Raw genomic sequence first — 25,848 nt, 5'->3', positions numbered from 1 at the left:
CCCACGGGCCGGGGTCCGCTGTCAGACCCGGCTGATCTTGGAGACGCTGCCGCTGTTCAAGGACGACCAGCCGCCGGAGGGCACGTCTCCCTTCCAGCCCGCGCCCACGCACGCCCATCCTTCGTAGAGGCCGATCGCCTTGCTGGTGCGGTTCCACACCGTCTTGGCGGAGTCGATCCCGATGGGCGAACAGGAGTCCGCGTAGTCCGCCGTGCTCTTCGATCCGGAGAAGTTGTCGTTCTCCCAGAAACAGACCTTGCCGCTCTCACAGTCGACGACCCGCACCGAATGGGCCCGGGAGACATTGGCATAGTTGTTGGGGCCCAGCAGGGTGAGCGGTTTGCCGGAACAGTCGGTGCTTTCGAATCCGGCCAGCCCTCCGGATCCGGCGTTGTGAACGGTCTTGGCCTGGGACGTGGTGCCGTCGGCCCAAGTGACGTCGAGAGGGATGCAGGTGCCGTCCGCCGGGACGGAGACCCGGTGGATCTGCCCCTGTCCGTCGGGCTGATCCCACATGCACACGTCCTCGCCCCAGCACTGCTCGGCGGCGTTCGCGGGCGGGGTGGCGAGCAGTGCCGTTCCGGCGACCGTCACCAGTGCCACCCCGGCCAGACCGGCCCTGCGGGCCGCCCGTGCGAAGCGATTCGTCATGAACCCCAACTCCCTTACCCGGCGCTCTCCGGGGGGAGGGCTGCGTTTGCGCACGCTCCACCCTTCGCGCCACTCGGTGCCACGTGCGTGGCTCTTGGTGAAACCAATACCGGAGGGTGGAATCCGCGCCGGGCGATACCAGGGCATTCACCTGAAAGAGTCCCACCGGATGCCCGTTCGGCCGCAATGGGGATCAGGGAATCGGTGTTGCTGCGAGAAGTCTTGCCGGCCACGGCCGGGGCGGCTGCTGCACAGGTGGTCGCGGTCGCGCCGTCCCGCCCTGCATGAGAAGTCGGCCCCTCCGACTTCTCATGCAGCCGTCCGCTGCGCAGCGGCGCTCGGGTCGGCAGGGGCCGTTGGCGGCCCCGGCGGCAATCGGCAGTGGCGACAGCGCGCAGCGGCTCACGAGCCGGGTTCATTCGATGACGATCCACTGTCTTGCGACGAGACGTCAGGGAGCTGCAGCACCAAGGCAATTCGCTTCGTGCGCCCCAGCGGTGTGCCGATGGGCACGGGCGATGGCGCAGTGGGTCGCGCGGCCGGCGGGGTGGCAGGTGGTCAGTCCGTGGCCTTGGGGCTCACTCGGTGGCCTCGGGCATGGCGGCCGGCCCGAGGTCGCCGTCGGGCTCGCGGGTGATCAGGGCGAGCAGGGCGGGGTCGGCGTGGACCTCGGCGCTGTGGCGCCACTGGGTGAGCAGCAGCGCGATGGGGGCGAGGTTGTCCAGGGCCACCGCGCCGAGGGCGGTGTCCACGAGCTCGCCGAGCAGGGTGTCGATGTCCTCGGCGGGCAGGAACGTGCTCCACGGCAGGGCCTCGGGCAGCGCCTGGCGCAGGGCGGCGGTGTTCCCGGTCCGTACCAGCGCCGCCAGCAGGCGCGAGGTGAAGTCCACGACGGAGGCGTCGCGTTCCATCTGCTCGACGCGCATCAGGGCCAGGTCCCCCGCGTCGCGCCGCCGCAGCCGTAGCGCGCGGACGGCGTCCAGCCGGCGCGCGGTCGCGGCGGGGTGGTGCAGCAGTTCGCTGAAGGGCACGTCCTCGTAGGCCGCAGTCATGACATCCACAGTAGCTCGGATGTCGCCCTCAGGGCGGGTGATCGCCCGCCCTGCGGTCAGCCGGCGGCGGCCAGGGCCGGTTCGGGGGCGGCTGCGGCGGGCTGGGGCCGGGGGCGGGTGAGGCATTCGTCGGTGAAGGCGAGGGCGCGCAGGTGGTAGGGGCGGGCGGCGTGGCCCAGGGAGAGGTTGTGGCCGGCGCGGTGGGCGGTGACGAGGTGGGCCAGGCCCGGGGGGAAGGCGGCGGTGAGGGCGGTGCGGTGGGAGGGCTCCAGGCGCCACCAGGCCTCGTGGTCGGCGAGGGTGAGGCGCACGGGCACGCGTACGCGGGCGGCCAGGGCGCTGTAGCGGGCGGGCCAGGTGGCCAGTTCGCGGGATTCGAGGGCGGGGACGGGGGTGAGCAGGGTGCGGGCGGCGTGGAAGGTGCCGGGCGGGTAGAGGCCGAGGGGGCCCCAGTTGAGGCGGCCGCCGCCGGCGAGGTCGTCGGGGCGTTCCCACGCGCCGGGGGCGTAGTGCTGGGCGAGGCCGGAGATGTCGGCGCCGAGCAGGGGCAGGCGGGGGTCGGCGGGCCAGTGGGCGGCGAGGTGGAGGGCGATCTTGCCGCCGAAGGAGTGGGCGAGGAGCTGGACGCCGGCGCCGACGGGGTGGGCGCGGGCGTAGTCGGTGAGGGCGGCGTGCAGGGTGGCGGCCTGGTCGGCGATGAGCTGGCCGTCGGGCAGGCGGTGGGCGGAGGCGCCGTGGCCGGGGCGGTCCAGGGCCAGGACGGTGTAGCCGAGGTCGGCGGCCAGGGTGAGCAGGCTGGTGTCGGGGTGGGCGGGGCCGGCGAAGTAGGCGGCGCGCATGCCGCGGCCGTGGATGGCGAGGAGGACGGCCTTGGGGGCGCGGTCCTGGGGTTCGGCGACGAGGGCGGAGACGGGGATGCCGCCGGCGTCCAGGACGAGGGAGCGGGTGGCGAGGCGGGGGTTGGGCCGCGGGTTCGGGCGGGGGTTCATACGGCGGCTCCGGCCCGGACGGTGGCGGCGCGGGCAGCGGTGGTGGCCCGGGCGGTGTCGAGGTCGGTGAGCCAGCCGGTGAGGTCGCTCTGGCGCATCAGCGTGGTGCCGATGAGCAGTCCCGCGTAGCCGGCGTCCAGGAGGCGGGCGGCGTCGGCGGGTTCGGTGATGGCGGAGGCGGAGACGGGGGCGCGGGTGCCGGTGGCGTGCAGGGCGGGCAGCAGGCGCAGGCTGCGTCCGAGGTCGCCGCGGTCGCGTTCGCGGGTGCGGATGTCCTTGTTGTTGACGGCGATGACGCAGTGTTCGGGCTGGGGCAGGTGGGCGAGTTCGTGTTCGCCGGTGATCTCGACGAACGGGGTCAGGCCCAGGGCGAGGGCGGTGGTGACCAGGCGGTGCAGGGAGGTGGCGGGCAGCAGGGCGGCGGTGAGCAGGACGGCGGAGGCGCCGAGGGCGGCGGCGGCCTCCAGTTGGGCGGGGCGGGTGAGGAAGTCCTTCTGCAGGACGGGCAGGTCGGTGGCGGCGGTGACCTCGCGCAGCAGGCGGGGGGTGCCGCCGAACCAGCGGCCGGTGACCACGGACAGGCAGGGCGCGCCGGCCTGTTCGTAGCGGGTGACGAGGTCGGTGACGGTACGCGGGCCCAGCAGGTCGGTGCCGTGCGGGTCGCGGAGTTTGACTTCCATGATCAGGGGGCGTCTCGCGGCCAGCAGGGCGTCGAGGAACCGCGGGGCGCTCATACGCGAGCCTCCTTGGGGCGGGGGTGCCAGGCGTGGGCGAGGGCGGTGACGGCTTCGTGGGTGAAGTCGCCGGCCCGGTTGCGGGCGGCGGTGTCGATGTCGGCGCCGGCGTACAGGGGGTGGTCGGTGACGGTGCGGTAGGTGTCGCGGTTGGCGGCGTTCAGGCCGCCGGCGAGGAGGAAGGGGATGGTGAGGCGGGGCAGCAGGGTGTGGACGTCGGCGGGGGCCAGGGGGTGGCCGGTGGAGCCGACGCGGCCGTCGTCGGTGACGGTGTCCAGGAGGAACAGGTCGCAGCCGGCGCGTTCGAAGGCGCCGATGAAGGGGCGTTCCAGGCAGCGGCCGCGGGAGAGGTGGAGGACTTTGACGAGGACGGCGTAGGGCAGGTGGTGGCGCAGTTCGGTGACGAGGGCGGGGTTCTGGTAGGCGTGGAGCTGGATCCAGCGGATGCCGGTGGCGCGGGCGAGGCGGGCGAGTCGGTCGGCGTCGTCGAGGAAGGTGACCAGGACGGGTTCCAGGCCCAGGCGGATGGCGGTGGCGGCGAGGTGGGCGAGGTGTTGTTCGGAGAGTTCGGCGGGGCCGCCGGGCACGCCGTGCCACAGGCCCACCAGGGTGGGGCCGGCTTCGGCGAGGAGGGTGAGGTCGGCGCGGGTGCGGGCCCCGCACACCTTGAGGTGGCGGGGCCGCGCGGGCGGCAGCGGGCGGGGCGGGGCGGGGGCGCTCACTTGCCGAGTCCGAGCATGGCGGCGATGCGGTTGTACTGGATCTCGTTGCTGCCGGAGTAGATGGTGCCGGCGACGGCGTTGCGCACGTCCTTCTCCAGCCCGTATTCGGACATGTAGCCGTTGCCGCCGAAGACCTGGACGGCGGCCAGCGAGGTGGCGAGGTTGGATTCGCTGGTGAGGAGTTTGGCGATCGCCATGTCGACGGTGACGTTCTCGCCGGCCTCCAGGCGCTGGGCCGTGTCGTAGAGCCACTTGCGGGCGGTCTCCAGGCGGATCTTGGTGTCGACGATCTTGTTGGCGACCGACTGGTAGGAGCCGATGGGCTTGCCGAAGGACATGCGGGTCTTGGCGTAGTCGAGGCAGCGGGCCAGGCGGTGCTGCATCTCGCCGGTGTTGACGATGAAGGAGTAGAGGATCTCGCGTTTCATGACGTGGTCCAGGACGAGGAAGCCGCCGCCGACGCGGCCCAGGACCCGGGAGGCGGGCACCTTGACGTCGTCGAGGTAGACCTCGGACAGCGGTGAGGTGCGCAGGCCCATCTTCTTGATGGGGTTTCCGGTGCTGATGCCGGGCATGTCGCGGTCCAGGAGGAACGCGGTGACGCCGAGCGCCCCGCCCTGGGGGTGGGTGCGGGCGTAGACGACGATGACGTCGGCGACGGGGCCGTTGCTGACGAAGGTCTTGGCGCCGTTGAGGACGAAGTGGTCGCCGTCGCGGATCGCGCGGGTGCGCATCTGCATGGCGTCCGAGCCGCCCTCGGACTCGGTGATGGCGTGGGCGCCGATGGCCTCGCCGGAGGCGATGCGCGGCAGGTAGGCCTCTTTGAGGGCGGGTGAGCCGAAGGCCTGGAGGGGGACGCCGGTGGAGGCGAGGGAGGTGGTGACGGAGAAGTTGAGGCCGCCGTCGCGGCAGGTCTGCCCCAGGCCCTCCAGGACGTACATGGTGGTGAGCAGGGACTGGCCCAGCCCGCCGTAGCGTTCCTCGAAGGGCAGGGACAGGATGCCGGTCTTCTGGACGAGGCGCCACTTGTCGTGGGAGAAGGCGGCCTGTTCGTCGCCTTCGATGTGGCCGGCGCTCAGGTCGTCGCCGAAGCGGGCCAGGCCCTCGCGCAGGGCGTGCTGGTCGGCGTTCCAGCGGATCATGGACGTGCCGCCTTCCTCCCGGGCCCGCGTGCGGGGCCCGGGGTGGCAGGCCGGCGCGCGGGGCGCCGGCGCGTGACTCGAAGGGGAGGGTCGCCTAGTAGGCGGAGGAGGAGGAGGCGTCGAGCTGGTGGACCTCGTCGCCGCGCAGGGCCGGGGAGAAGACGCAGACCAGGCGCAGGTCCTCGTGGGGGCTGGCGACCAGGTAGTGGGCGTCGTGCTCGTCGAGGGCGTAGAGGCGGCCGGGGGTGATGGGGTGGGAGGTGCCGTCCATGGCGATGACCTCGCCGGAGCCGGCGATGCAGTAGCACGCCTCCAGGTGGTTGCGGTACTCCAGGCGGGACTTGGTGCCGGCGTTGACGATGGTGTCGGTGAGGCTGTAGCCGAGGTTGTCGCCGGCCACCAGGAAGCGGCGGGACAGGCCGTTGCCCCACTCGACGGTCTGGACGTCGTCAAGGTCGCGGATCAGCATGCTGGTTCTGCCTTTCGTGTCAGCGGGCGGGGGTGGTGGTGCCGGGGGGTGGTGCTCGTGGCGGTGGTGCTGGTGGTGCGCGGTACGGCGGTGGTGCTGGTGGTGCGTCCGGCCGTGGCGGGCTGGGGTGGCCCGGGCGGGCGGAGGTCGTGGAGGAGGGCGCGCAGCGCCTGGGCGGCGTCGCGGCCCTCGGTGAGGGCGGTCTCGATGCGGGCGACGGCGGCGGAGCCGACGATCGCGGCGTCGGCTCCGGCGGCGGCGACCGCGTCCAGGTCGGCGGCGCTCTTGACGCCGAAGCCGATGGCGACCGGGGTGGCGGGGGCGGCGGCGCGCAGGGTGGCGACGGTGGCGGCCAGGGTGTGGTGGCCTTGCGCGGGGGTGGTGCCGGAGCGGCCGTAGTGGGCGACGAGGTAGACGTAGGCGTCGTGGGCGTCGCGGGCGGCGGCGGCGAGGACCTCGGGGGTGGAGGTCGGGTAGCAGGTGGCGACCTGCGGCAGGGCGGCCTCGCGCAGGGCCTGGCGCCAGGCGGGGCGCAGGCGGGGCGGCAGGGCGTGGACGAGCAGGGCGTCGGCGCCGGCCTGGGCGATGGCGCGGGCGCAGGTGGCGGGGTCGGCGGCGCGCAGGCTGTGGCTCCAGTCGGCGAGCAGTGCGATCTTCATGTTCTTCAACTGGGGCCGCAGAGTGGCGAGTTCGCCCAGGACGGTGTCCAGGGTGGTGCCGGCGGCCAGGGCCCGGTCGGCGGAGCGGCGGATGACGGGGCCGTCGGTGGGCGAGTTGGGGAAGGGGACGGCGAGTTCGAGGACGTCGACGCCTTCCTCCTCCAGGACGAGGGCCAGGTCGGTGAGGCGGGCGGGCGGGTCTCCGGCGTTGAGGAACAGGGCCAGGTGCGGGCGGCCGTCGGCGCGGGCGGCGAAGAACGTGGTGTCAGGCATGGGCGGGGGCCTTGTGGTCGGCGCGCAGGCGGGCGGCCAGGGCGCGGGGGGCGCCGTCGGCCAGGGCGTCCAGGGCGGCGGTGTGGGCGGTGTGCCAGTGGGTGTGGCGGCCCGAGGCGAGGGCGAGGGCGGCGGCGTTGAGGGCGATGGTGTGGGTGGCGGTGGGGCCGGCGCGGCCGGCGAGGGCTTGCAGGAAGTGGCCGGTGAGGTCCTCGGGGTGGGGGGCGAGGTCGGCCAGGGTGCCGTCGGCGGGGGCGATGGAGCCGGCGGGCAGGTGGAAGGTGGTGTCGGGGGTGTGCAGGGTGTTGTCGGCGAAGGGCAGGAGTTCGTCGGCGCCGGCGGTGTTGGTGGCCAGCCACACGGCGCGCCCGGGGGTGCGGGGGGCGAGGTGGCGCAGGGCGGGCAGGTCGGTGGTGGCGCTGGTGCCGGTGAGTTGGGCGGTGACGGGCACGGTGGCGAGCAGCGGGCCGAGGGTGTTGAGGAGGCGGCCGAAGGGTTTGAGGGTGAGTGGGAACAGGAGGCGGGCCAGGCGGGTGAGGGCGGGCGGGTAGACGTGGGGGCCGGCGAAGGCGATGCCGTGGCGGGCGAGGTGGTCGGCGGTGGCGGTGTGGGAGGAGGTGAGGGTGATGCCGAGGCGCTCCAGCAGGTCGATGGAGCCGGCGCTGCTGGTGTAGGCGCGGGAGCCGGTCTTGACGACGGGTACGCCCATGGCGGCGGCGGTCAGGGCGGCGGCGGTGGAGAGGTTGAAGGTGGCCGGGCCGCCGCCGGTGCCGACGATGTTGACGCTGGCGGGGTGGGCGGGGCCGGGGTGGGGGCTGCGTTCGGTCAGGGAGGTGGTGAAGGCGGCGAGGGTGTCGGGGGCGGGCAGGCGGGTGGTGAGGGCGGCCAGCAGGGCCGCGGCCTGGGCCCGGTCGCTGTCGCGGGCCGGGCCCGGGGTGCGCTGCTCCAGCTGGTCCCACCACGAGCGCCAGGTGTCCAGGTCGACGTCGTGCCCGGCGAGCAGGGCGGTGAGGGCCGGGTGCACGGGTCAGCCGCCTGCCACGGCGCTGGCCGGGACGGCGCGGCGCTGGGTGATGAAGGCGTCGATGGCGGTGACGGAGCGGAAGTTGTTGGGGTCGAGGTCGGTGTCGTCGACGGGCAGGGCGAAGTGGTCCTCGACCCAGGCGATGAGCTTGAGGACGCCCAGGCTGTCGATGACGCCGTCGGAGAGCAGGTCGTGGTCGTCGGCGAGTTGCTCGGGGGTGACGTCGGGCAGGAACTCCTCGATGAGGAACCGCTTGATCTGGGCGATGTTGCTCATGGCTCGCAACTCCCTTGGGTGTGTCGGGTTTTGGTGGCGTCGTCAGGTGATGGTCGGGCGATGGTCGGGTGGCTCGGTCAGGCGGTGGGCAGGACGGCCTTGCGGTCGACCTTGCCGGTGGCGGTCTTGGGCAGCGGGGTGTCGTGGATGGCCAGGCGTTCGGGCACGGCGGCGCGCGGCAGGTTGCGGGCCAGGTGCTCGCGCAGGGTGAGGCTGTTGAGGGCGGAGCCGGCGGCGCGTTGGACGGCGGCGTGCAGGCGTTTGCCGGTCAGCGGGTCCGGGGCGGCGGCGACGGCGGCCTCGCGGACCTCGGGGTGGGCGAGCAGGACGCGTTCGACCTCGGCGGTGTTGACGGCGACGCCGCGGACCTTGACCTGGAAGTCGGCGCGTCCGGTCAGGTGCAGGCGGCCGTGTTCGTCGCGGGCGGCCAGGTCTCCGGTGCGGAACCAGCGCCGTCCGGGCCCGGCGCCTTCGGGCTGGGTGGTGAAGCGGCCGGTGTCGCGGGAGCGGTCCAGGTAGCCGGCGGCCTGGAAGGGGGTGGAGACGTACAGTTCGCCGTGGCCGGGGCCGGTGACGGGGGTGCCGTCGGGGGCGGCGAGCAGGGTGCGCACGCCGGGCAGGGGGGTGCCGATGGGCACCGGCAGGGCGGCGGTGGCGTCCAGGCGGTCCAGGCGGTGCAGGAAGCTGTCGTTGGTCTCGGTGCAGCCGTAGATGTTGTAGAGCGCGGCGCCGGGCAGCAGGGCGGGCAGTGCGGCCAGGGTGCGGGCGTCGATGGCGTCGCCGGTGAACGCGGCGTGCTCGACGCTGTCCAGCACCGCCGGGCCTGCCGTCTGGGCGGCGGCCTGGGCGAGGAGGGCGTAGGCGAGGGGGACGGCCTGGAGGACGTGCGGGCGGTGGCGGGTGAGCTGGGCGAGCAGGTGGCGGGCGTTGAGCGCGTGGGCGGGGTCGATGAGCAGGACGGTGCCGCCGGCGGCGAGGGTGGCCCACACGTCGAGCAGGCACAGGTCGAAGTTGAGGGGGGCGTAGTTGGCGACGACGCGGCCGGGCCCGAGGTCGAAGGTGTCGTGGGCCCAGGCGGTGAAGCGGTCGACGGCGGCCTGCGCGAGGGGGACGATCTTGGGCAGGTCGGTGGAGCCGGAGGTGGTGAGCAGGAAGGAGGTGCCGGCGGCGAGGGTGGGCACGGGGGCGGGGCGGGCCAGGGCGGGCAGGGCGGGGGCGTCCTGGCCCAGGGGCGCGAGCAGGTGGCGGGCGCCGGCCTGGGCGAACAGGGCCGCGAGCAGGGCGGGGGCCAGCTGCGGGGAGGGCAGCAGGAAGGGGCGGCGCTCGATCAGGCAGGCCAGGACGAGGGCGATCTGCTCGGGGGACTTGGCGGCGGGCAGGCCCACCGGCTCGCCGGGGGCGAGGTCCAGCGTGTGCAGGCGCAGCCGTTCGCGTTCGGCGGTTTCGGCGAGTTCGCGGTAGGTGACGGCGCGCTCGTGCCACAGGAGGGCGACGGCGTCGGGCCGGGTGCGGGCGTGGGCGGTGAACGCGTCGGGCAGCGACAGCGGCGGCGGGGCCTGCACGGCGGGCGCGGCGGACGCGGTGGACGCGGCGGACGCGGCGGGTTCGGCGGGTTCGGCGGGTGTGGTCATCGGGGTCTCACTCCCCCGCCGGGGTGAGGGCGGCCCAGCCGGCCTTGACGGCGGTGCCGGCCTGGGTGGCGACGGTGAAGCGCACCACCGTGCCCCGGTCGTAGGGCTGCAGGGTCAGGCGCAGCGGGGTGCCGGGGGTGGTGGGGGCGGCGAAGCGGGCGCCCAGGGCGGTGAGGCGGGTGGGGTCGCCGTCGGCGTGGCGGTCGGTGATCTCCTCGGTGGCGAGGGCGACCAGGTGCATGCCGTGGGCGATGGCGGCGGGGAATCCGGCGGCGCGGGCGGCGTCGTCGTCGAGGTGCAGGGGGTTGAGGTCGCCGGCGGCGTGGGCGTAGGCGGTGACGTCGGCGGGGGTGAGGGTGTGGGTGAGGGTGAGGGGTTCGGTGTCGGGGGTGGTGCCGGGGTGGGCGGCGGGGCCCAGGGTGCCGAAGGGTTCGATGGTGGTGGCGCCGACGAGCAGGGCGGAGGTGGTCAGGTGGGCCAGGGTGCGGGTGCCGTCGGTGAGGTGGGTGGTGAGGGCCAGGCGGGTGCCGCGGGCTTCGCGGCGGGCGGCGGTGACGGTGACGTCGATGTCGACGTGGGTGCCGGCGGTGAGGGGGTGGTGGGTGTGGATCTCCTGGGCGAGGTGGACCACGCCGGTGAAGCCGGTGTCGCCCGTGGTCAGGGTGGTGACGGTGTGCTGGGCGAGGGTGTGGGCGAGGACGAAGGGGTGGGCGGGGGCGGCGGCGGCGTCCGGGGCGGGGGGCAGGCCGGTGCGGGCGGCGGTGCGGTAGGCGGCCAGGGCGTCGGCGGTCACGGTGGTGCTGGTGCGGGCGGTGCGGTGGGCGGGCCCGGTCGCCGTAGCGGGCTCGGGTGTGGTCGCGGGTGTGGTCGTGGTCATAGCGGGGTCACCACCAGGGTCGAGTTGTGGCCGCCGAAGCCGAACGAGTTGGACAGGGCCGCGCCCGCGCGGATGGGGCGGGCGGTGCCGTGGACGACGTCGAGGTCCAGGCCCTGTTCGGTGTGCTCGTGGTTGGCGGTGGGAGGGGCGAGGCGGCTGTTCATGGCCTGCACGGCGGCGATCAGCTCGACGGCGCCGGCGGCGCCGATGAGGTGGCCGATGGCGCCCTTGGTGGAGGTGACGGGCACGCCGTGCGGGCCGAAGACGGTGCGCAGCGCGGCGGCTTCGGCGCGGTCGTTGTGCACGGTGGAGGTGCCGTGGGCGTTGACGTGGGCGATGTCGGCGGGGGTGAGGCCGGCGTCGGTGAGGGCGGCGCGCATGGCGGCGACGGCGCCGGCGCCGTCGGGGCGGGGGTTGGAGAGGTGGTAGGCGTCGGCGCTGGAGCCGTAGCCGGCGAGGAGGGCGTAGGGGGTGCGGTGGCGGGCGCGGGCGTCGGCGAGGCGTTCGAGGACGAGGAAGCCGGCGCCTTCGCCCATGACGAAGCCGTCGCGGTCGGTGTCGAAGGGGCGGCTGGCGCGGGCGGGGTCGTCGTTGCGCTGGGAGTGGGCGCCGAGGTTGCCGAACGCGGCGAGGGTGACGGGGGTGAGGGTGGCTTCGCAGCCGCCGGCGATGACGATGTCGGCGCGGCCGGTTTCCAGGAGGAGGGCGGCGTGGCCGATGGCGTCGGCGCTGGAGGCGCAGGTGGTGGCGATGGTCAGCGCGGGGCCGGTCCAGGCCAGGCGCATGGCGATCTGGGCGGCGGCGGCGTTGGGCATGGTGACCAGGGGCATCAGGGGGCTGACGCGCAGGGGTCCGGCGGTGGTGAAGAGCGCGGATTCGCGGTCGCTGGTGGTGCGGCCGCCGACCGCGTTGCCGACGACGATGGCGCTGCGGCCGGGGTCGGGTTCGGGGGCGCCGGCGTCCTGGTGGGCGGCGAGGGCGGCGAGGGTGCCGTAGTGGGCGAAGGGGTCGAGGCGGCGGGCGTCCTTGGCGGGGACGGGGCCGTTGTCGGGCAGGCCGGTGACGCGGCAGCCCAGGCGGACCCGGTGGCGGGCCAGGGCGGGGTCGGTGAGGGCGGTGGCGGTGGGGGTGCCGGTGCTGACGGTGTGCCAGAACGCGTCCGGGGTGTGGCCGGCGGGGCTGACGACGCCCAGGCCGGTGACGGCGATGGGGGGCCGGGTGGGGCGGGCTGCCATGGTCTTGTCCTTTCCGGGCGTTGGGGGCCGGCGCGGGCCTTCCCAGGTGGGGCGGGGCCGGGGGCCGGCGGGCCTTCCTGGGTGGGCCGGGGGCCGGCTCGGTCAGATGAGGCCGGTCTGGGCGGCGGCGGTCAGGAAGGCGTCGGCGGCGAAGTCGATGTCGGCGGCGGTGTGGCGGGCGGTGACGGCGATCCGCAGCCGGGCCAGGTCGTTGGGCACGGCGGGGGTGACGACGGGCAGGCCGATGACGCCGGCCTTGCGGCAGGCGGTGGCGTAGTCGTAGGCGGCGTCGTCGGAGCCGGCGATGACGGGCAGGACGGCGGTGGCGGAGTCCATGGTGGAGATGCCGGCGTCGTTGAGGCGCCGGCGCAGGCGCTCGGCCTGGACCTGGATGTGGGTGACGCGTTCGGGTTCGCGGCGCAGGATCCGCAGGGACTCCAGGGCGGCGCCGGTCTGGGCGGGGCCGAGGGCGGCGGAGAACAGGAACGGGCGGGCGGCGTAGCGCAGGTGGCCGATCAGTTCGTGGCTGCCGGCGACCCAGCCGCCCATGGAGGGGATGGCCTTGGAGAGGGTGCCGAGTTTGATGTCGACGCGGTGGCGGTAGCCGAAGTGCTCCTCGATGCCGCCGCCGGTCTCGCCGATGACGCCCAGGGCGTGGGCCTCGTCGACCATCAGGAGGGCGTCGTGGGCGTCGCAGACCGCGCGCAGTTCGGGCAGCGGGGCGATGTCGCCGTCCATGGAGTAGACGCTGTCGACGATGACCAGGCGCACGCCGGTCGGGGAGGCGGCCTTGAGGCGGCGTTCCAGGTGGTCGACGTCGTTGTGGCGGAAGCGGGTGACGGTGGCGCCGGAGAGGCGGCAGCCGTCGACGATGCTGGCGTGGTCGTACTTGTCGATCAGGACGGTGTCGCCCTGGCCGACCAGGGCGCCGACGGTGCCGACGTTGGCGGCGTAGCCGGAGCCGAAGACCTGGGCGCGTTCGCGGCGGGCGAAGCGGGCGACCTCGGCTTCCAGTTCCTCGTGCAGCGGGATGGTGCCGGCCAGGGCGCGCACGCCGTGGTTGCCGGTGCCGTAGACGTCGACGGCGGCCTTGGCGGCGGCCACCACGCGTTCGTCTCCGGCCAGGCCCAGGTAGCTGTAGCCGGACATCATGAGCAGGCGCTCGCCGTCCAGGTCGCAGTAGGCGCTGTCGCGTTCCATGGTGTAGGCGACGAAGCTGTTGCGGCGTGAGGGGTCGGACTCCAGCGCGGCCACGCGGTCCAGGGTGGCGGCGAGCTTCGGCTCCAGGCGGTCCCATGCTCCGGTGGCGTTCACGTGCGGGTCTCCTTCTCGGCGGGGCGCGGCGGGCGCGCGGCGGTTTTGCCGTGCGGTTTGCCGTCGGTTTGCCGCCGGTTGTCCGTCGGCTGTTCGGCGGTTCGTCGTCGGCTTGTTCCGGATTGTTTTCGGTATTTCCCGGCGCGGGGGCGGGTGGTGGTGCTGGGGTTTCCTCCCGGGATAGTCCCGGGGCTTTTACGGGTGGTGCCCGGCGCAGGGGGTGGGTGGTGTTTCTCGAAGCCTTCACGCGGGGTGCTCAAGGATGACTACATTTCTACGGCAGGATGCGCAAGGCGTCCGCAATAGCCGTGTTCTCGGCCTGCGGTAACGCTCTGACGTGCAGAAACCCTGCGTCCACGACGCATGGACCGGCCGGTGGGTATGTTTTGCCGACCAGTGTTGACACCGTGTGATGCGCCGAATGTATGGTCGAAATCCGCCGAAACCGAACGGCTGGTAGGCGGAATTTCCGGTCCAGGTTTCCCACGCCGTCGGCCTGGCGTCACGGGCCGTCGGCTCCGCTTTGGCTCAAGGGGGTTGGAGCACGTTGAACGGCTTCCGGGAAGACAGTCCGTCCGGCAGATCGGGGACATTCTCATGCTGATCCGCCTGACAGGACTTGTGACGATCGAGCACGACCGCGGCGCCCCGCAGCACCTGTCCAGCGCCCAGGCCCAGGTGGCGTTCGCCCGCCTGGTCCTGGAACGCTCCGCCGGCACCAGCCGCGACCAGCTGGCCGACACCATCTGGCCCGACGGCCTGCCCGACACCTGGGCCTCCGCGCTGCGCAGCGTGGTCTCGCGGGTGCGGGCCTTCGTCGCCTCCCCCGGCCAGGGCCCGGGCGCCACCCCGCTGATCGCCCAGGGCGGGCGCTACGTCCTGCGGCTGCCCGCGGACGCGGCGGTGGACCTGGAGGCCGCCGCCAGCGCGGTCGGGGAGGCCGGGGAGGCGTACGCGGCCCGCTCCTACGCGGTGGCGCAGCAGCTGGCCGCAGGAGCGATCGCCAACCTGCGCGGCGCGTTCCTGCCCGACCACGAGGGCGAGTGGGCGGGCGGGGTGCGCGAGCACGTGGAGGAACTGCGGATGTCCGCGCTGGAGACGGCGAGCCTGTCGGCCTCGGCGCTGGGCGAGGAGCACCACGCGCTGCGCTGGGCCGACGAGGCGGTGCGCCGCGCCCCGTTCCGCGAGAGCGCCTACCGCTGCCGGATGGAGGCGCTGGCCGCGGCCGGCAACCGGGCCGAGGCGCTGCGCTGTTACCAGCAGCTGCGCCGGGTGCTGGCGGAGGAGCTGGGCATCGACCCGGCCGCCGAGACCCAGGAGCTCTACCTGGCGCTGCTGCGCTCCCCCGCTCCCGTCGCGCCCGCTCCGGCGGTGGTGCGGCCGGTGGACCCGGTGCTGATGGGGATCTTCGAGCCGCTGGCCCTGGCCCGGCTGGCGCGCCCGGCCGGGCCGCCGGTGCGCGCGGCCTGACGGGACCGGCGGTGCGCGCGGCCTGACGGCCTGTCGGTGCGCGCGTGGTTCGGCGGATCGCCGGGGCGCGCGGCTTGAGAGCCTGTCGGTGCGCGCGCGGCCTGACGGCCTGTCGTCGTGGCGGGCGGCGCCCCGACGCTGAGGGGGCCGCCCGCCCGCGTGCGCGCACGGGGGCGGGCGGGGGCGCGGGGGTCGCGGGCGCGCCGGGGCGGGCGCGCGCGTGTTGCGGAGGTGTTGCGGTGGGCGTGGCGCACGGCGCGCTCGTAGTAGCGTCGAGGCGCGAAGTCGCGCACGCCGCGCGGCTTTTACCGAACCGGGACGGGGGTCGAGCGTTGGGAAGGGGTGGTGGGTGTGGGACGGGCACGCGTGGCGGCGCGGGTGATCGTGCACCCTGGTGTGGAGGACCTCAGGGTCCAGCAGGTGTTGGAGGCACTCGCGGACCCTGCCCGCAGATCGGTGGTGCGCCGGCTGGCCCACGCGGGCGCCGCGCTGAGCTGCGGCTCCTTTGATCTTCCGGTCTCCCGTTCCACCTCGACGCACCACTTCAACGTGCTGCGCCAGGCCGGACTGCTGCACCAGTACTACGTCGGCACCACCAAGATGAACTCGCTGCGCGCCGAGGAGTTGGAGGGCCGTTTCCCGGGCCTGCTGTCGGCGGTGGTCGCCGCCGCCGATGCCGAGGCCCGCACGGCGCCCTGAGCGGGCCCGCCCGTCCCACGGCCGGCGGCCGTGGGACGGGCCGGTTCTGGAAGGCTCGGCCCTGGTGGGGTCAGTGGGGTCAGTTCTGGACGGTGAGGACGATCTTGCCGACCTGGGTGCCGGCCTCCAGGTAGCGGTGGGCCTCGGCGATCCGGTCGAGGCCCTCGAAGACCCGGTCGACGGCGGGGGTGAAAGAGCCGTCCGCGAGCCCGGCGGCGACGAAGGCCTGCGCGCGGCGCAGCCGTTCGTCGTCGCGGGTGATGTCGTGCATGGAGTAGAAGCGGCTGGTGACGGGGGCGAAGGTGTCCTGGCCGGGCAGGGGGGTGTCGCGGGGGTCGAGGCGGCCGTAGACGATCAGGCGTCCGCCGGCGGCGATGGTGCGGGCGAGGGTGAGGACGCCGGGGCCGGCGACGGGGTCGAAGACGGTGCGCACGCCGGCGCCGGCGGTGATGGCGTCCACCCGGGCCACCAGGTCCTCCTCGCCGGTGATGATCACGTCGGCGGCGCCGGCGTCCAGGAGTTGCTGCTTCTTGGCGCGGGTGCGGGTGGTGGCGATGGGGACGGCGCCCAGGCGGCGGGCGGTGCGGATGGCGGCCAGGCCGGTGCCGGAGGCGGCGGCGGTGAGCAGGACGTGGTCGCCGGGGCGCAGGTGGCCGTCCTCGGCGAGGGCGCCGTAGGCGGTCAGGTAGGGCATCCACACGGCCGTGCCCTGGACGTCGGTGAGGCCGGCCGGGTGGTGGACGACGGCGCGGGCGGGCACGAGGGCGTGGGTGCGGTAGACGCCGTAGTCGTTCTGGGAGAAGGCCGGGACGGTGTCGACCCGGTCGCCGGCGGCGAAGCCGGTGACGCCTTCGCCGAGGGCCTCCACGGTGCCGGCGGCCTCGTAGCCGGGGGTGGCGGGCAGCTTGGGCTCGTCGAGGTAGGCACCGGCGCGGAAGAGGGCCTCGGCGCGGTTGAGGCCGATCGCGCTGACGCGGATGAGCAGTTCGCCGGGGCCGGGCACGGGTACGGCGGCGGCTCGCACGGTCAGGACCTCCGGTCCTCCGGTGCGGTCGAAGACGACGGTCCTGGACATGGCGCAACTCCCCTGCTGTGGTGGGCCGGTGGCGGTGTGGCGTGCGGCGTGGCGTGCGGTGCGGCGTGCGGTGCGGCCACTTACGTAACCCGGTGCGCGGGAAACTGTCAAACTTCGACTGGTCTCGGAATAGTGGGCGGTCGGCGGGCGTTGACGGTGAGTTGACCCTGCGTCAGGCCATGACTGCGGGAGCGGGGGGAACCCGGCGTCGCGGCGGGCGGGCGGTGTTCGTATCCTTCGGCGGATGAACGCCTTCGCGCCGCCGCACGAACCCCCGCACGAACCGTACGGGTCCTCGGGCCGGGACTGGGCCGCCACGCTGCGATGGGTGGAGCAGGGCCTCCCCCCGGGCCACCGGGTGCGCTCGGTGACGGGCCTGCGCGGCGGCTGGACGTCGCGGATGCGGCGCCTGGACGTCGGCCCGGAGGCAGGCCCGGTCCCGGGCGGGTACGCGCTGGTGCTGCGTTCGTTCGTCAAGCCGTTCTACCTGCGCCACGCGCCCGCCCTGCTGACCCGTGAGGCCGGCGTGCTGCGGCTGCTCGCGGACGGCGGCGTGCCGGCGGCGCGGCTGCACGCCCTGGACGCGGCGGGCGAGTTCTGCGACCACCCGTCGCTGGTGATGTCGCTGCTGCCGGGCGGCGTGCGGGTGGCGCAGGACGGCGACGTGGAGCGCCGCGCGGACCTGCTGGCCGGTCAGCTGGCCGCCGTGCACGCCCTCGCGGTGGCGCCGGGCGAGCGACCCCGCGCCTTCGAGGCGTGGACGGCCCCGGATCGGGTGCAGGTGCCCGGGGCCACGGCGCGTCCCGGGGTGTGGCGGCGGGCGGTGGACGTGATCCGCCGCGAGGCGCCCGCGTACCGGCCGTGCTTCCTGCACCGCGACTTCCACCCCGGCAACGTGCTGTTCACCGGGCAGGGCGCCGCGCTGGCCGTCAGCGGGGTCGTGGACTGGGTGGAGACCTCCTGGGGCCCGGCCGACCTGGACATGGCCCACTGCTCCACCGCCCTGGCCCTGCTGCACGGCGTGGACACCGGCCTGGACTTCGCCGCCCGCTACCTGGCGGCCGGCGGCACGCTGGAGGAGGACCCGGGCGCGCACCTGTACTGGCGGCTGCTGGACGCGCTGGCGTTCGCCCCGGACGCGGAGAAGGTCGCCGTGCCGTGGCGGGAGCTGGGGCGCGGCGACCTGACGCCGGCCCTGCTGGGCCGGCGCCTGGAGGACTACCTGGAGGCGCTGCTCGACCGGTACGCCTGAGCGCCGCCCTGCGCCCGTTTGCCGGTGGGTGGTTCAGGAGGCCGGTTCAGGTGGGCGGTTCAGGCGGGCGGTTCAGGTGGGCGGTTCAGGTGGGCGGTTCAGGAGGCCGGTTCGCCGTCGAGGAAGGCGGCGATCAGGGCGCGGGGGGTGTCGTCGCCGTTGAGGAGTTCGTGCATGTGCACGCCCTCGGAGGCGGCCTCGGCGCTGCGGGGGAACATGGTCCGCTCGTACGCGGCGAGGGCGGCCTCGGTGTCGCCGGGGTGCGCGGCCAGGGCCTGGCCGAGTTCGGCGCCGTCGAGCATGGCGAGGTTGGCGCCCTCGCCGTTGGGGGCGGTGAGGTGGGCGGCGTCGCCGAGCAGGGTCACCCCCGGCACCCGGTCCCAGCGGTGGGCGATCGGCAGGGTGTAGTGGGGGCGCAGGACCGGGGCGGTGTCGCCGTCGGTGATCAGCGCGGTGAGTTCCGGTGCCCAGCCGTCGAACTGTGCCGCGATGCGGGCGCGTGCCGCGGCGGGGTCGGTGAAGTCGACGGCGGCGAACCAGTCCTGCGTCCTGGTGAGCATCACGTAGGTGTGCAGGGTGTCGCCGCTCTCCCGGTGGGCGAAGATCTCCGCGCCGGGCGAGGGCGCCATCATCGACCCGCCGCCGACCGCCTTCGCGGCGGCGAGGTGGCGGGTGTCGGCGTCGAACAGGTAGGTCTCGACGGACGACGTGCCGGTGTACTCGGGGGTGGCGGCGGACAGCAGCGGCCGCACCCGGGACCACGCGCCGTCCGCGCCGACCAGCAGGCCGGTGACGGCGGTGGCGCCGTCGGCGAACGCCACCTCGTGGCGGCCGGCGCCCAGGGCGCGGACGCCGGCGGCCTTGCGGCCCCACCGGACGGTGCCGGCCGGGAGCGAGTCGAGCAGCATCTGCCGCAGTTCGGCGCGCTGCACCTCGGGGCGCCCGCCCGTGCCGTCGTCGGCCTTGTCGAGCAGGACGCTCCCGTCCCGGTCGAGGATCCGCATCGCCTGGCGGCCCTCCAGCACGAGGGCCTCGAACTCCTCCATCAGGCCGGCCGCCCGGACGGCGAGCTGCCCGTTGTAGTCGTGGATGTCGAGCATCCCGCCCTGCGCACGCGCCGCCGGCGAGGCCTCCGCCTCGTAGACCGTGGACGCGATGCCGTGCAGGTGCAGGACCCGGGCCAGGGTCAGCCCGCCGAGTCCGGCGCCGATGATCGTGATGTCGGTGGTCATGGTGGTTCCCTGTCTGTCGCACGCCTGCCGGATGGGCACCCGGCCTGTCCCCGGAAAGCTCCCAGGCCCCACCGGCACGCCACTGACAGGCCACCGGCACCCGGCTCACACCCCCGGCATCCGGCCGTCACCGCGCCCGCTGCACGCCGCGGCGCGCTCCCGATTCGCTTCGCAGGAAGGGCTCTTGGGCGGCCGCGCCGGATCGGCGGGCCCTTCCTCAATCCGGTCCGGCGCGAGGGTTCGCCGTCCCCGTCCCCTGCTGAACAACACCCCGTGTGGGACGGCGGCAGGCATGGACCGTCGCGATGAGAGACGTCCGCGCCCCGGTCCGAGCCTTAGCGATCGTCCCTGGAACGGACGGCGTTGCCCGGGCTGTCGAGCCAGTACCGGTGCTCGCCCTGGGGGGTCGCGGTCAGCCCGAACCGCTCTGGCCCGGGTTCGCCGTGGCCGATCCACCAGGCGTGCGCCTGTGCCACTTCGTCCCACAGCCGCCGCTTGCCGTACTGCCACACGGTGTAGCCGCTCGACCCGTCGTCCGCCCGATCGACGGCCGCCCACGACGTGGCGTCGGTGGTGGCGAGCCAGAGCCGGCGGGCGACGCCGTCCACGTCGGGGTCGTCGTCCCACGCCGTCCAGACGTTGCCGAGGTGCACGCCGATGGTGAACGCGAGGTCCCACCGGTCTTCCGCGATCCCGTGCGCGGGCAGCTCGGTGTGCGACTCGTCCGGCACGTGCTCGTCGCGGACCACGTCCCGATAGATCCGCAGGTCCGTTCGCTGGTTCCGCGCGAGCATGAACGCGCTGTAGGGACTGAAACGGCCCTCGGCGCTGCCGTCCTCGGCGACCGAAAGCCTCAGCAGGCCCCAGCAGACCCACGGGTTGTCCCACGGCGTGAGGATCAGCCCACCGGGCCTGGTCTGGCGGACCAGCGCCTCGGGGACGCCTTGCAGGGCGCAGGTCACCGAGACACGGTCGTACGGGGCCCGCAGGCCCCACCCTCGGGTGCCGTCGCCGCAGACCACTTCGGGGCTGAAACCGGCGTTCGCCAGACTGGTCCGGGCTCGCGTCGCGACCTGCGCGTCCACCTCGACGGAGACGACGTTCGGCGAACCGAGCCGGTGGCTCAGGTAGGCGGCCGTCAGCCCCGTGCCGGTGCCGATCTCCAGCACGGTCATGCCGTCCCGCAGATCGAGCATTTCGAGCATGCGGAACACGATGGACGGGGCCGATGCCGAGGACGACGGCCATGGGTCTGCGTCCGGGTCCTTCCCGTCGTTGACCTGCGTGACGACCGGTACGTCGGCGTAGGCGGCCTTGTTCCAGCCCTCCGGATCGGATGCGCGGTCGCACGGCGTGTAGCCGCCGTTCCCGTCGTCCAGCCACACCCGGTCGGCGAGGAACCAGGACCGGGGCGCCGCTTCGGCGGCTGCCGCCCATTCCGGGGCCACGTCGCGGCCGAGCTCCTTGCCGACGGCCGAGAGCAGGCCGCGAACGGCGGCCTGCTCCGGCTGACCCTCGTGCTCAGGCAATTACTTCCCCTTGCCGTGCTTGTTGTCGCCCTTGCTGCCCTGCGTGTCGGGGCTCGGGGCCGACTTGCCCGGGTCCTTGTTCCCCGCGTGCTTGCCCTGTCCGCCGTCGTTGCGGCCCGATCCGCCGCCGCTGCTCCCACCCTTGCCGGTTCCCCAACCCATGGCCGGGCTCCTTCGCGTCGTCCCGGGCTCCGCACTCCACCCGGATGCTTCCTGCGCCGTCTGCTGTGACCGGCACAGGCCACGCTACGGACAGCGAGGCACCGGACTCTACGAACTTGCACGAGCTTGCACTTCAATCACCCTGGCGAGTACCCGTATTGACGCCGTATCCGCTGCTCGGCAAAGCTTGTGCGAGCCCGAGAAAGCACCTGGACCAGGGAGCCGACCATGGCCGTGGAGTTCGTTGGCATCGATCCCGACACCGATCGGGACCACTGCCCCACCGTGTGGGTGGACCCGCAGGCTCAGGAGATCCTGTTGCAGGGGTGGAATGCGAGCCCCGAGACTCAGGCGCAGTGCGAGGCGAGCAGCCCCGCGAACGGTCCGGTACCCGACAGTGAGACCATCGTCAGGATTCCGGCCCGGATGGTGCCCATGATCAGGGAGGCCTGTGATGCCGTCGAGCGTGCCCGACTTCGCTGAGCTGCTCGGGCGGTGCCGGCGGTCCGCCGTCCATCTGGAGCTGCGGGACTCCTACGCCCCGACGGAGCGGTTCGAGGCGTGGCGGCGCGGCGAGCGGATCGACTGGGAGGACCGCGGGTCCTGGTGGCATCCCTATGACCAGTTGATCACGGACACGGTGGCCCGGGGTGTGGCCGTGCGCCGGGCCCGGGTCGTCTCCGAGCCCGTGTCCGCGTACATCCGGTGGGAGCACTACGTCACCCACGCCAACGTCGCGGCGGGCGAGGAGGTCCGCTGGCTGCCCCGGCGACGGGCCACGGGCATCCCCCTGCCGGGCAACGACTTCTGGCTGTTCGACGGCGCGCTGCTTCGGGTGCACCACTTCTCCGGCGACGGCGCGGTGGTCGAGGACGAGATCACCGAGGACCCGCAGACCGTCAAGCTGTGCGCCACCGCGTTCGAAGCGGTCTGGGAGCGAGCGGTCCCGCACCACCTGTACGGAATCTGACGAAGGCCCGCCTCCGTGCCCGCGCACCCCTCTGCGAGCGTCCAGCAGGCCCGCGAAGTCCTGGCCGCCCGGCTGCGCGAGATCCGCAAGGACGCAGAGATCAGCGGGCGGGAGCTGGCCATCAGGTGCGGCTGGTCGGAGTCGAAGTCGTCCCGGATCGAGAACGCCAGGACGCCCCCCTCCGACGCGGACATCAGGGCGTGGTGCCGGGCCTGTGACGCCGACGATCAGATCCCCGACCTGATCGCCGCCAACAGGCAGTCCACCGACGCCCACGTGCAGTGGAGACGGCTCCAGCGAAGCGGGCTGCGCCGTCTGCAGGAGTCCACCGGAGACCTGTACCGACAGACCAAGGTGTTCCGGACCTACGTCTCCGACGTGATCCCCGGGTTCCTCCAAACACCTGGATACGCCGCCGCCCTGCTGGCGTCCATCGCGGACTTCCGGGAAATCCCGAACGACGTGAGTGACGCCGTGGCGGCCCGCATGAAGCGCAACGCGGTACTGAACAACGGCACACGCCGGTTCTCCTTCGTCCTGGAGGAGTCCGTGCTGCGGTACCGCGTGTGCAGCGCCGAGGCCATGGCCGCGCAGCTCGGCCACCTGCTCGGAGCCATGGATCTCCCGAACGTCGCCCTGGGCATCGTCCCGTTCGCGGCACAACGGGACGTGTGGCCCATGCCGACCTTCACGATCTTCGACGACAGCAGGGTCCACGCGGACACGCTGGACGCTGCCTTCACCCTCACCCAGCCCAGCCAGGTCGGCCTGTACGCCCGGGCCTTCGACCGCCTCTCACAGGGGGCGGTACGGGGCGCGGCAGCGCGCTCACTCGTGGCGGACGCCCTGGCCTGCCTGGACTGATACGGGAGCCGTCAGACGGTGGCGGGCGGTGCGTCCTGCGCCTGCGCCTGCGGCGCAGCGGCGGCGGCGGGGGCGCCGGGGCCCAGGCGGCGGCGGAGCAGGACGGCGGCCAGGGCGGCGAGGGCGAAGCCCGCTCCGGCCCAGGGCAGGTGGCGGGCGCCGGCGGTGGAGACGACGAGGCCGCCCACCGCGCTGCCGGCGGTGATGCCCAGGTTGGAGAAGGAGATGAACAGGCTGTTGCCGAACTCGGGTGCGTCCTGGGCGTCGCGGGCCAGCCAGCTCTGGCTGACGACGAGTCCGCCGGAGTGCACCGCGCCCCAGAGCAGGACGCCGGCGGTCATCGGCGCGGGCCAGGGGCCGATCGCGTAGAGCAGGGCGTAGAGGAGGACGTAGAGGGCGGGGAAGGCGGTGACGGTGCGCAGCAGGTCGCGTTCCAGGAGGCGGCCGAAGAGGAGGTTGCCGAGGACCATGACGATCCCGAAGGCCATCAGCGCGGCGCCCACCAGGGAGGCGCTCAGGCCGGTGACGCGTTCCAGGTATTCGGCGAAGTAGCCGTAGACGGAGAACATCGCGGCGAACACGCACACGACCGCGAGGACCGACAGCCACAGCCGGCCCCGGCGCAGGATGGCCAGCTGGCCCCGGTAGGAGGGGCGCCGACCGGCGGGCGCTGCGGGGGTGGTGGGGGTGGTGGGGGTGGTGGGCGCTGCGGGGGTGGCGGGCAGGAGGAGCAGGACGCCCAGGCAGGCCAGCAGGTTGACGCCGGCGCCGAACCAGAACGCGGCGGCCAGGCCCGCGTGTTCGGCGAGGTAGGAGGTGAGCGGCACGCCGAAGGCGAAGCCGAGGGTGACGCCGGCGAAGACGGTGGTGGCCGCCCGGGTGGCGCGGTGTGCGGGGACCAGGTTGGCGGCGGTGGTGAGGGCGACGGCGAAGAAGACGGGGTGGAAGAGCGCGGGCAGGATCCGGAAGGCGAACATCACGGCGAAGTCGCCGGTGAGCGCGTACACGGCGTTGGAGAGCGCGAAGACGGCCAGGGCGCCCGCCAGGACGGCCTTGCGGCGCAGGCCGGAGGCCAGCAGGGTGCCGAACGGCCCGGTGGCGGCGACCACGAGGGCGAAGACGCCCACCAGCCAGCCGGCGGCGGAGGGTGTGACGCCGAGGTCCTCGGAGATGCGGGGCAGGACGCCGACGACGCCCATCTCGGTGGTGATGATCCCGAACACTCCCAGGGAGAGCGTCAGGACGGCGGGGCCGGTCTTTGCCATGTGCTGCCTCCGTCCGCCCGGTGCGCGGGGTGTGCGGGCGCACGGCACCCGCCCCCCACGCACAGGGCTACAAATCTAGATAGTTAGATGGAATGGGGCGAAAAGGAAGGGCGCAGCCCGGGCCGCCCCGGCGGGGGCGGTGGGGTGCGCCCCTGAGGGGGCGGAGCGTCAGAGTTCGTCGCGGGCGTAGGCGGCGAACGCGGCGATCGTCTCCTCGTCGCGGCGGTAGAAGGTCCACTTGCCGACGCGTTCGGACACCAGCAGTCCGGCGTCGCGCAGGATCTGCAGGTAGCCGGAGACCACGGACTGGGCGAGCCCGGACTTCTCCCGGATGTCCGTCACGCACACGCCGATGTGGAAGCCCACGCCGCGTTCGCGGTAGTAGTCCTCGTCGAAGTAGCGCTCGGGCGTCTTGAGCCAGCGCAGGAAGTCCGCCCGCGCCGGATTGGCGAGCGCCTTGTGAACGGCCAGCGGATCCACCGCACGCACCCCCTTCGCCCGACCCTCGACCAGATGACGCATCCAATATTCTAGATGTGAAGAAACGTGTCAACCCGGGCCGGGCGGGGCGACGCGGGCCTGCCGGCGCCTAGGATCGGCCGGTGCACCGGAGGAATCTGACAGCGGCCGACGGCGAATCCTGGGGCGGCCTGGGCCTGGAGCTCCCCCCTGCCACCGAACCGGGGCTTCGGCCGCGGACGGCGAACGGGAACCTGATCGTCCTGTCGCAGGGGCCGCGGGTGGTGCTCACCGGCAGGATCGACGACGACCGGTGCGGCGTCGAGTACTCCCGCACGGACCACTACCGCTCCCCCGTCGTCCCCCTGCGGGCCGCCGAGGCACGCGCGGTCGCCGAGGCGTGCGCGGTCGCCGAGGCGTGCGCGGTCGCCGGGCCGGGAGGGCCGTCCTGGTACGCCCGCTGGGCACACCGCTTCGCCGGCGCCCTGCACGCCCGCGCCGCCGGCCCGCTCCACGAGGGGCGGTGGGTGCTCTCCCCGCGGCTCGCCCGCGAGGGGATGGCACCGGCCGCAGGCGGGCCGGGCGGCCAGTGGCGTTCCCTGCTGCTCGACGGCCATCCCGACGGCTACATCGACTGGTTCGACGGCTCGTGGCGGGTCATGCCGCTGCGCCGGATGCCGCCACCCGACGACCCCCGGGTGAAGGCCTGCCGCAAGCAGGCCCGGGAGGGCATCCTGGCGCCCGTCCTGCTCTGGTGGTTCAGCGGGCTCAACTGCCATGTGGTCCTGGACGGCCACGCCCGCCTCGGCGCCGCCATCGCCGAGAACCGCGAGCCGGCGGTACTGGTCCTGTCCCGCGCACCGTCCCGGGAGCAGACCGGGGCCCGGACGGACAGAGCCCTGTCGACCTACCGCCTCACCATGTCCCTCCTGGACGGTCCGCATCCGGTGACGGACCGCCAGGGCCTGGCCGGGGCGGCGGGCCGCCTGCTCGCCGCCCAGCTGCACAGCCTCAAGGCCGACTACGCGCCCACCCGCGCATGGCCGTTGCCGTCAGGCCCACCCGCCCGGCCCCGGCCGGTGCCGTGAGCCGCCGAAACGACGTGGCGCCCGGGCACCGCCCTGCCGCAGGATCGGCCCCGTGGAAACGGTGATGCAGTGGGTCCGCACGTCATGGACCGGACAGTCCCGGGGCGGACCCGAAGCCGCCCGGCGCAACGCGGCCCCGACCGCCTTCTTGCTGCCGCCCGGCTCACCGCCCCTCGTCCACGAGGTCCGGATGCACGAGTCCGACGGCTTCCGGCCCCGCTCCCTGACGCACGAGAGCACACCCGGCTCCCGCACGGACACCGGCGTGCTCCTCCAGGAGGCCGGCCACCTGCTGCGGGTCCAGCTCGTCGCGACGCCCTTCGGCATGCCGCGCCGACGGCGCCGCCCCCCGGCACTGCGCCTGGCCCGCGGGCAATGGCTGCGCTGGCAGATCAACTACCGCTTCGCCCACGCGCACGACGGCGCGTGGACCTACCGGCTCGACACGCTCAACATCGCCCACGGCCCGGCACCTGCCGACCTCTTCCTGGGCACCCCCACCCTGCGCGTCAGCGAACTCGCCGCCCTGCGCTGACCGCACGCCGCCCGACGCGGGGCCGCGATCCTGCGCGCACCGGCTCCGCGCGGCACCGGCCGTTCCCGCCAGGGGCCTTGGCGGGTTCGCAGCGCAGGCGCGGCGCTAGTAGTACTTCGTTAACTTAACTTGATCTTGGTCTTCGGGTCGGGCATCCTGTCGGCGTGGATTTGGGGGATATCGAGAAGCTTCGCGGCGAG

General features: G+C 74.0%; 28 protein-coding genes. 8 read left to right on the top strand and 20 right to left on the bottom strand.

The annotated features are described in order from the left end of the window. Positions 1-21 precede the first annotated feature (21 nt). The 14 genes from ACFWPI_RS30860 to ACFWPI_RS30795 all read right to left on the bottom strand — a co-directional run bounded on the left by ACFWPI_RS30860 (position 22) and on the right by ACFWPI_RS30795 (position 13,048). Positions 22-651: a peptidase inhibitor family I36 protein gene (locus ACFWPI_RS30860; protein ID WP_380375846.1), complete on the bottom strand. Its 630-nt coding sequence runs from the start codon at positions 649-651 to the stop codon at positions 22-24. Positions 652-1,229: 578 nt separating this feature from the next. Beyond that, the gene (locus ACFWPI_RS30855) at positions 1,230-1,703 is read right to left on the bottom strand and encodes a hypothetical protein (RefSeq protein WP_380375847.1); all 474 of its coding nucleotides are present in this window, start codon (positions 1,701-1,703) and stop codon (positions 1,230-1,232) included. Positions 1,704-1,759: 56 nt separating this feature from the next. Further along, a complete protein-coding gene (locus ACFWPI_RS30850; RefSeq protein ID WP_380375849.1) occupies positions 1,760-2,692 on the bottom strand; it encodes an alpha/beta hydrolase in 933 nt (310 codons plus the stop codon). After that, positions 2,689-3,426, bottom strand: coding sequence for an indole-3-glycerol-phosphate synthase (locus ACFWPI_RS30845; protein ID WP_380375850.1), 738 nt, complete (start codon positions 3,424-3,426; stop codon positions 2,689-2,691). The genes ACFWPI_RS30850 and ACFWPI_RS30845 overlap by 4 nt, the downstream gene beginning before the upstream one ends. Beyond that, the gene (locus ACFWPI_RS30840) at positions 3,423-4,148 is read right to left on the bottom strand and encodes an N-(5'-phosphoribosyl)anthranilate isomerase (protein ID WP_380375851.1); all 726 of its coding nucleotides are present in this window, start codon (positions 4,146-4,148) and stop codon (positions 3,423-3,425) included. The genes ACFWPI_RS30845 and ACFWPI_RS30840 overlap by 4 nt, the downstream gene beginning before the upstream one ends. Further along, positions 4,145-5,290 (bottom strand): acyl-CoA dehydrogenase family protein, encoded by a 1,146-nt coding sequence (locus ACFWPI_RS30835; protein WP_063352981.1) that lies wholly within the window; start codon positions 5,288-5,290, stop codon positions 4,145-4,147. Before ACFWPI_RS30835 ends, ACFWPI_RS30840 begins: the two co-directional genes overlap by 4 nt. Before the next feature lie 94 nt (positions 5,291-5,384). Further along, complete coding sequence (locus tag ACFWPI_RS30830) at positions 5,385-5,759, bottom strand: ectoine synthase (protein ID WP_380375852.1); 375 nt, start codon at positions 5,757-5,759, stop codon at positions 5,385-5,387. Next, positions 5,753-6,691 (bottom strand): tryptophan synthase subunit alpha, encoded by a 939-nt coding sequence (gene trpA, locus ACFWPI_RS30825; RefSeq protein WP_380375854.1) that lies wholly within the window; start codon positions 6,689-6,691, stop codon positions 5,753-5,755. The genes ACFWPI_RS30830 and trpA overlap by 7 nt, the downstream gene beginning before the upstream one ends. After that, positions 6,684-7,715, bottom strand: a complete 1,032-nt coding sequence (locus tag ACFWPI_RS30820; RefSeq protein WP_380375856.1) for a hypothetical protein — start codon at positions 7,713-7,715, stop codon at positions 6,684-6,686. Before ACFWPI_RS30820 ends, trpA begins: the two co-directional genes overlap by 8 nt. Before the next feature lie 3 nt (positions 7,716-7,718). After that, a complete protein-coding gene (locus ACFWPI_RS30815; protein WP_063352985.1) occupies positions 7,719-7,991 on the bottom strand; it encodes an acyl carrier protein in 273 nt (90 codons plus the stop codon). Positions 7,992-8,068: 77 nt separating this feature from the next. After that, positions 8,069-9,622 (bottom strand): AMP-binding protein, encoded by a 1,554-nt coding sequence (locus ACFWPI_RS30810; RefSeq protein WP_380375858.1) that lies wholly within the window; start codon positions 9,620-9,622, stop codon positions 8,069-8,071. A gap of 7 nt (positions 9,623-9,629) precedes the next feature. After that, positions 9,630-10,499, bottom strand: coding sequence for a MaoC family dehydratase (locus ACFWPI_RS30805; RefSeq protein WP_380375859.1), 870 nt, complete (start codon positions 10,497-10,499; stop codon positions 9,630-9,632). After that, positions 10,496-11,734: a beta-ketoacyl-[acyl-carrier-protein] synthase family protein gene (locus ACFWPI_RS30800; protein WP_380375860.1), complete on the bottom strand. Its 1,239-nt coding sequence runs from the start codon at positions 11,732-11,734 to the stop codon at positions 10,496-10,498. The genes ACFWPI_RS30805 and ACFWPI_RS30800 overlap by 4 nt, the downstream gene beginning before the upstream one ends. Before the next feature lie 102 nt (positions 11,735-11,836). Further along, a complete protein-coding gene (locus ACFWPI_RS30795) occupies positions 11,837-13,048 on the bottom strand; it encodes an aminotransferase class I/II-fold pyridoxal phosphate-dependent enzyme (RefSeq protein WP_063352988.1) in 1,212 nt (403 codons plus the stop codon). Between the two features lie 597 nt (positions 13,049-13,645). Here ACFWPI_RS30795 and ACFWPI_RS30790 point away from each other — a divergent pair. Beyond that, complete coding sequence (locus ACFWPI_RS30790; protein WP_063352989.1) at positions 13,646-14,518, top strand: bacterial transcriptional activator domain-containing protein; 873 nt, start codon at positions 13,646-13,648, stop codon at positions 14,516-14,518. 351 nt (positions 14,519-14,869) lie between these two features. Continuing rightward, positions 14,870-15,217, top strand: coding sequence for a helix-turn-helix transcriptional regulator (locus ACFWPI_RS30785; protein ID WP_063352990.1), 348 nt, complete (start codon positions 14,870-14,872; stop codon positions 15,215-15,217). A 79-nt stretch (positions 15,218-15,296) separates the two neighbouring features. Here ACFWPI_RS30785 and ACFWPI_RS30780 read toward each other — a convergent pair whose 3' ends face one another. Further along, positions 15,297-16,292, bottom strand: a complete 996-nt coding sequence (locus ACFWPI_RS30780; RefSeq protein ID WP_380375861.1) for a zinc-dependent alcohol dehydrogenase family protein — start codon at positions 16,290-16,292, stop codon at positions 15,297-15,299. Between the two features lie 244 nt (positions 16,293-16,536). On the opposite strand from ACFWPI_RS30780, the gene ACFWPI_RS30775 reads away from it, so the two are divergent. Next, positions 16,537-17,544, top strand: coding sequence for a phosphotransferase family protein (locus ACFWPI_RS30775; RefSeq protein ID WP_380375863.1), 1,008 nt, complete (start codon positions 16,537-16,539; stop codon positions 17,542-17,544). 98 nt (positions 17,545-17,642) lie between these two features. Here ACFWPI_RS30775 and ACFWPI_RS30770 read toward each other — a convergent pair whose 3' ends face one another. The 3 genes from ACFWPI_RS30770 to ACFWPI_RS30760 form a co-directional block, all read right to left on the bottom strand. After that, positions 17,643-18,776 (bottom strand): FAD-dependent oxidoreductase, encoded by a 1,134-nt coding sequence (locus ACFWPI_RS30770; RefSeq protein ID WP_380375865.1) that lies wholly within the window; start codon positions 18,774-18,776, stop codon positions 17,643-17,645. A 335-nt stretch (positions 18,777-19,111) separates the two neighbouring features. Then, positions 19,112-20,305, bottom strand: coding sequence for a methyltransferase domain-containing protein (locus tag ACFWPI_RS30765; protein WP_380375866.1), 1,194 nt, complete (start codon positions 20,303-20,305; stop codon positions 19,112-19,114). Beyond that, complete coding sequence (locus ACFWPI_RS30760; RefSeq protein WP_350886069.1) at positions 20,306-20,467, bottom strand: hypothetical protein; 162 nt, start codon at positions 20,465-20,467, stop codon at positions 20,306-20,308. Positions 20,468-20,695: 228 nt separating this feature from the next. Between ACFWPI_RS30760 and ACFWPI_RS30755 the strand changes: the two genes are divergently transcribed. Genes ACFWPI_RS30755 through ACFWPI_RS30745 form a run of 3 tightly spaced genes read left to right on the top strand, consistent with a single transcriptional unit; the run spans position 20,696 to position 22,301 of the window. Beyond that, complete coding sequence (locus tag ACFWPI_RS30755; RefSeq protein ID WP_380339282.1) at positions 20,696-20,950, top strand: hypothetical protein; 255 nt, start codon at positions 20,696-20,698, stop codon at positions 20,948-20,950. Beyond that, a complete protein-coding gene (locus ACFWPI_RS30750; protein WP_380375868.1) occupies positions 20,922-21,437 on the top strand; it encodes a DUF6879 family protein in 516 nt (171 codons plus the stop codon). Before ACFWPI_RS30755 ends, ACFWPI_RS30750 begins: the two co-directional genes overlap by 29 nt. Before the next feature lie 15 nt (positions 21,438-21,452). Then, the gene (locus ACFWPI_RS30745) at positions 21,453-22,301 is read left to right on the top strand and encodes a helix-turn-helix domain-containing protein (protein ID WP_380375869.1); all 849 of its coding nucleotides are present in this window, start codon (positions 21,453-21,455) and stop codon (positions 22,299-22,301) included. Positions 22,302-22,312: 11 nt separating this feature from the next. On the opposite strand, the gene ACFWPI_RS30740 is transcribed toward ACFWPI_RS30745, so the two are convergent. Further along, positions 22,313-23,566, bottom strand: coding sequence for an MFS transporter (locus ACFWPI_RS30740; RefSeq protein ID WP_380375870.1), 1,254 nt, complete (start codon positions 23,564-23,566; stop codon positions 22,313-22,315). A 168-nt stretch (positions 23,567-23,734) separates the two neighbouring features. Then, on the bottom strand, positions 23,735-24,046 hold the full coding sequence (locus ACFWPI_RS30735; RefSeq protein WP_063352995.1) for a helix-turn-helix transcriptional regulator: 312 nt from the start codon (positions 24,044-24,046) through the stop codon (positions 23,735-23,737). Between the two features lie 122 nt (positions 24,047-24,168). Between ACFWPI_RS30735 and ACFWPI_RS30730 the strand changes: the two genes are divergently transcribed. Both ACFWPI_RS30730 and ACFWPI_RS30725 read left to right on the top strand, forming a co-directional pair. Then, the gene (locus tag ACFWPI_RS30730; RefSeq protein WP_380375872.1) at positions 24,169-25,113 is read left to right on the top strand and encodes a hypothetical protein; all 945 of its coding nucleotides are present in this window, start codon (positions 24,169-24,171) and stop codon (positions 25,111-25,113) included. A gap of 52 nt (positions 25,114-25,165) precedes the next feature. Then, complete coding sequence (locus ACFWPI_RS30725) at positions 25,166-25,648, top strand: hypothetical protein (RefSeq protein WP_380375873.1); 483 nt, start codon at positions 25,166-25,168, stop codon at positions 25,646-25,648. Positions 25,649-25,848 lie beyond the last annotated feature (200 nt).

Source organism: Kitasatospora sp. NPDC058492 (genome assembly GCF_042720685.1).
In the GTDB taxonomy this organism is placed as follows: domain Bacteria; phylum Actinomycetota; class Actinomycetes; order Streptomycetales; family Streptomycetaceae; genus Kitasatospora.
This window is presented reverse-complemented; position numbering and strand designations above follow the sequence as displayed.

Excerpts from the sequence above, each read along its gene's own strand:
- ACFWPI_RS30855 (WP_380375847.1), bottom strand. The coding sequence starts at position 1,703 with ATGACTGCGGCCTACGAGGACGTGCCCTTCAGCGAACTGCTGCACCAC.
- ACFWPI_RS30775 (WP_380375863.1), top strand. The coding sequence starts at position 16,537 with ATGAACGCCTTCGCGCCGCCGCACGAACCCCCGCACGAACCGTACGGG.
- ACFWPI_RS30835 (WP_063352981.1), bottom strand. The coding sequence starts at position 5,290 with ATGATCCGCTGGAACGCCGACCAGCACGCCCTGCGCGAGGGCCTGGCC.
- ACFWPI_RS30790 (WP_063352989.1), top strand. The coding sequence starts at position 13,646 with ATGCTGATCCGCCTGACAGGACTTGTGACGATCGAGCACGACCGCGGC.
- ACFWPI_RS30740 (WP_380375870.1), bottom strand. The coding sequence starts at position 23,566 with ATGGCAAAGACCGGCCCCGCCGTCCTGACGCTCTCCCTGGGAGTGTTC.
- ACFWPI_RS30860 (WP_380375846.1), bottom strand. The coding sequence starts at position 651 with ATGACGAATCGCTTCGCACGGGCGGCCCGCAGGGCCGGTCTGGCCGGG.
- ACFWPI_RS30755 (WP_380339282.1), top strand. The coding sequence starts at position 20,696 with ATGGCCGTGGAGTTCGTTGGCATCGATCCCGACACCGATCGGGACCAC.
- ACFWPI_RS30850 (WP_380375849.1), bottom strand. The coding sequence starts at position 2,692 with ATGAACCCCCGCCCGAACCCGCGGCCCAACCCCCGCCTCGCCACCCGC.
- trpA (WP_380375854.1), bottom strand. The coding sequence starts at position 6,691 with ATGCCTGACACCACGTTCTTCGCCGCCCGCGCCGACGGCCGCCCGCAC.
- ACFWPI_RS30800 (WP_380375860.1), bottom strand. The coding sequence starts at position 11,734 with ATGGCAGCCCGCCCCACCCGGCCCCCCATCGCCGTCACCGGCCTGGGC.
- ACFWPI_RS30830 (WP_380375852.1), bottom strand. The coding sequence starts at position 5,759 with ATGCTGATCCGCGACCTTGACGACGTCCAGACCGTCGAGTGGGGCAAC.
- ACFWPI_RS30815 (WP_063352985.1), bottom strand. The coding sequence starts at position 7,991 with ATGAGCAACATCGCCCAGATCAAGCGGTTCCTCATCGAGGAGTTCCTG.
- ACFWPI_RS30750 (WP_380375868.1), top strand. The coding sequence starts at position 20,922 with ATGCCGTCGAGCGTGCCCGACTTCGCTGAGCTGCTCGGGCGGTGCCGG.
- ACFWPI_RS30845 (WP_380375850.1), bottom strand. The coding sequence starts at position 3,426 with ATGAGCGCCCCGCGGTTCCTCGACGCCCTGCTGGCCGCGAGACGCCCC.
- ACFWPI_RS30805 (WP_380375859.1), bottom strand. The coding sequence starts at position 10,499 with ATGACCACGACCACACCCGCGACCACACCCGAGCCCGCTACGGCGACC.
- ACFWPI_RS30760 (WP_350886069.1), bottom strand. The coding sequence starts at position 20,467 with ATGGGTTGGGGAACCGGCAAGGGTGGGAGCAGCGGCGGCGGATCGGGC.
- ACFWPI_RS30780 (WP_380375861.1), bottom strand. The coding sequence starts at position 16,292 with ATGTCCAGGACCGTCGTCTTCGACCGCACCGGAGGACCGGAGGTCCTG.
- ACFWPI_RS30810 (WP_380375858.1), bottom strand. The coding sequence starts at position 9,622 with ATGACCACACCCGCCGAACCCGCCGAACCCGCCGCGTCCGCCGCGTCC.
- ACFWPI_RS30770 (WP_380375865.1), bottom strand. The coding sequence starts at position 18,776 with ATGACCACCGACATCACGATCATCGGCGCCGGACTCGGCGGGCTGACC.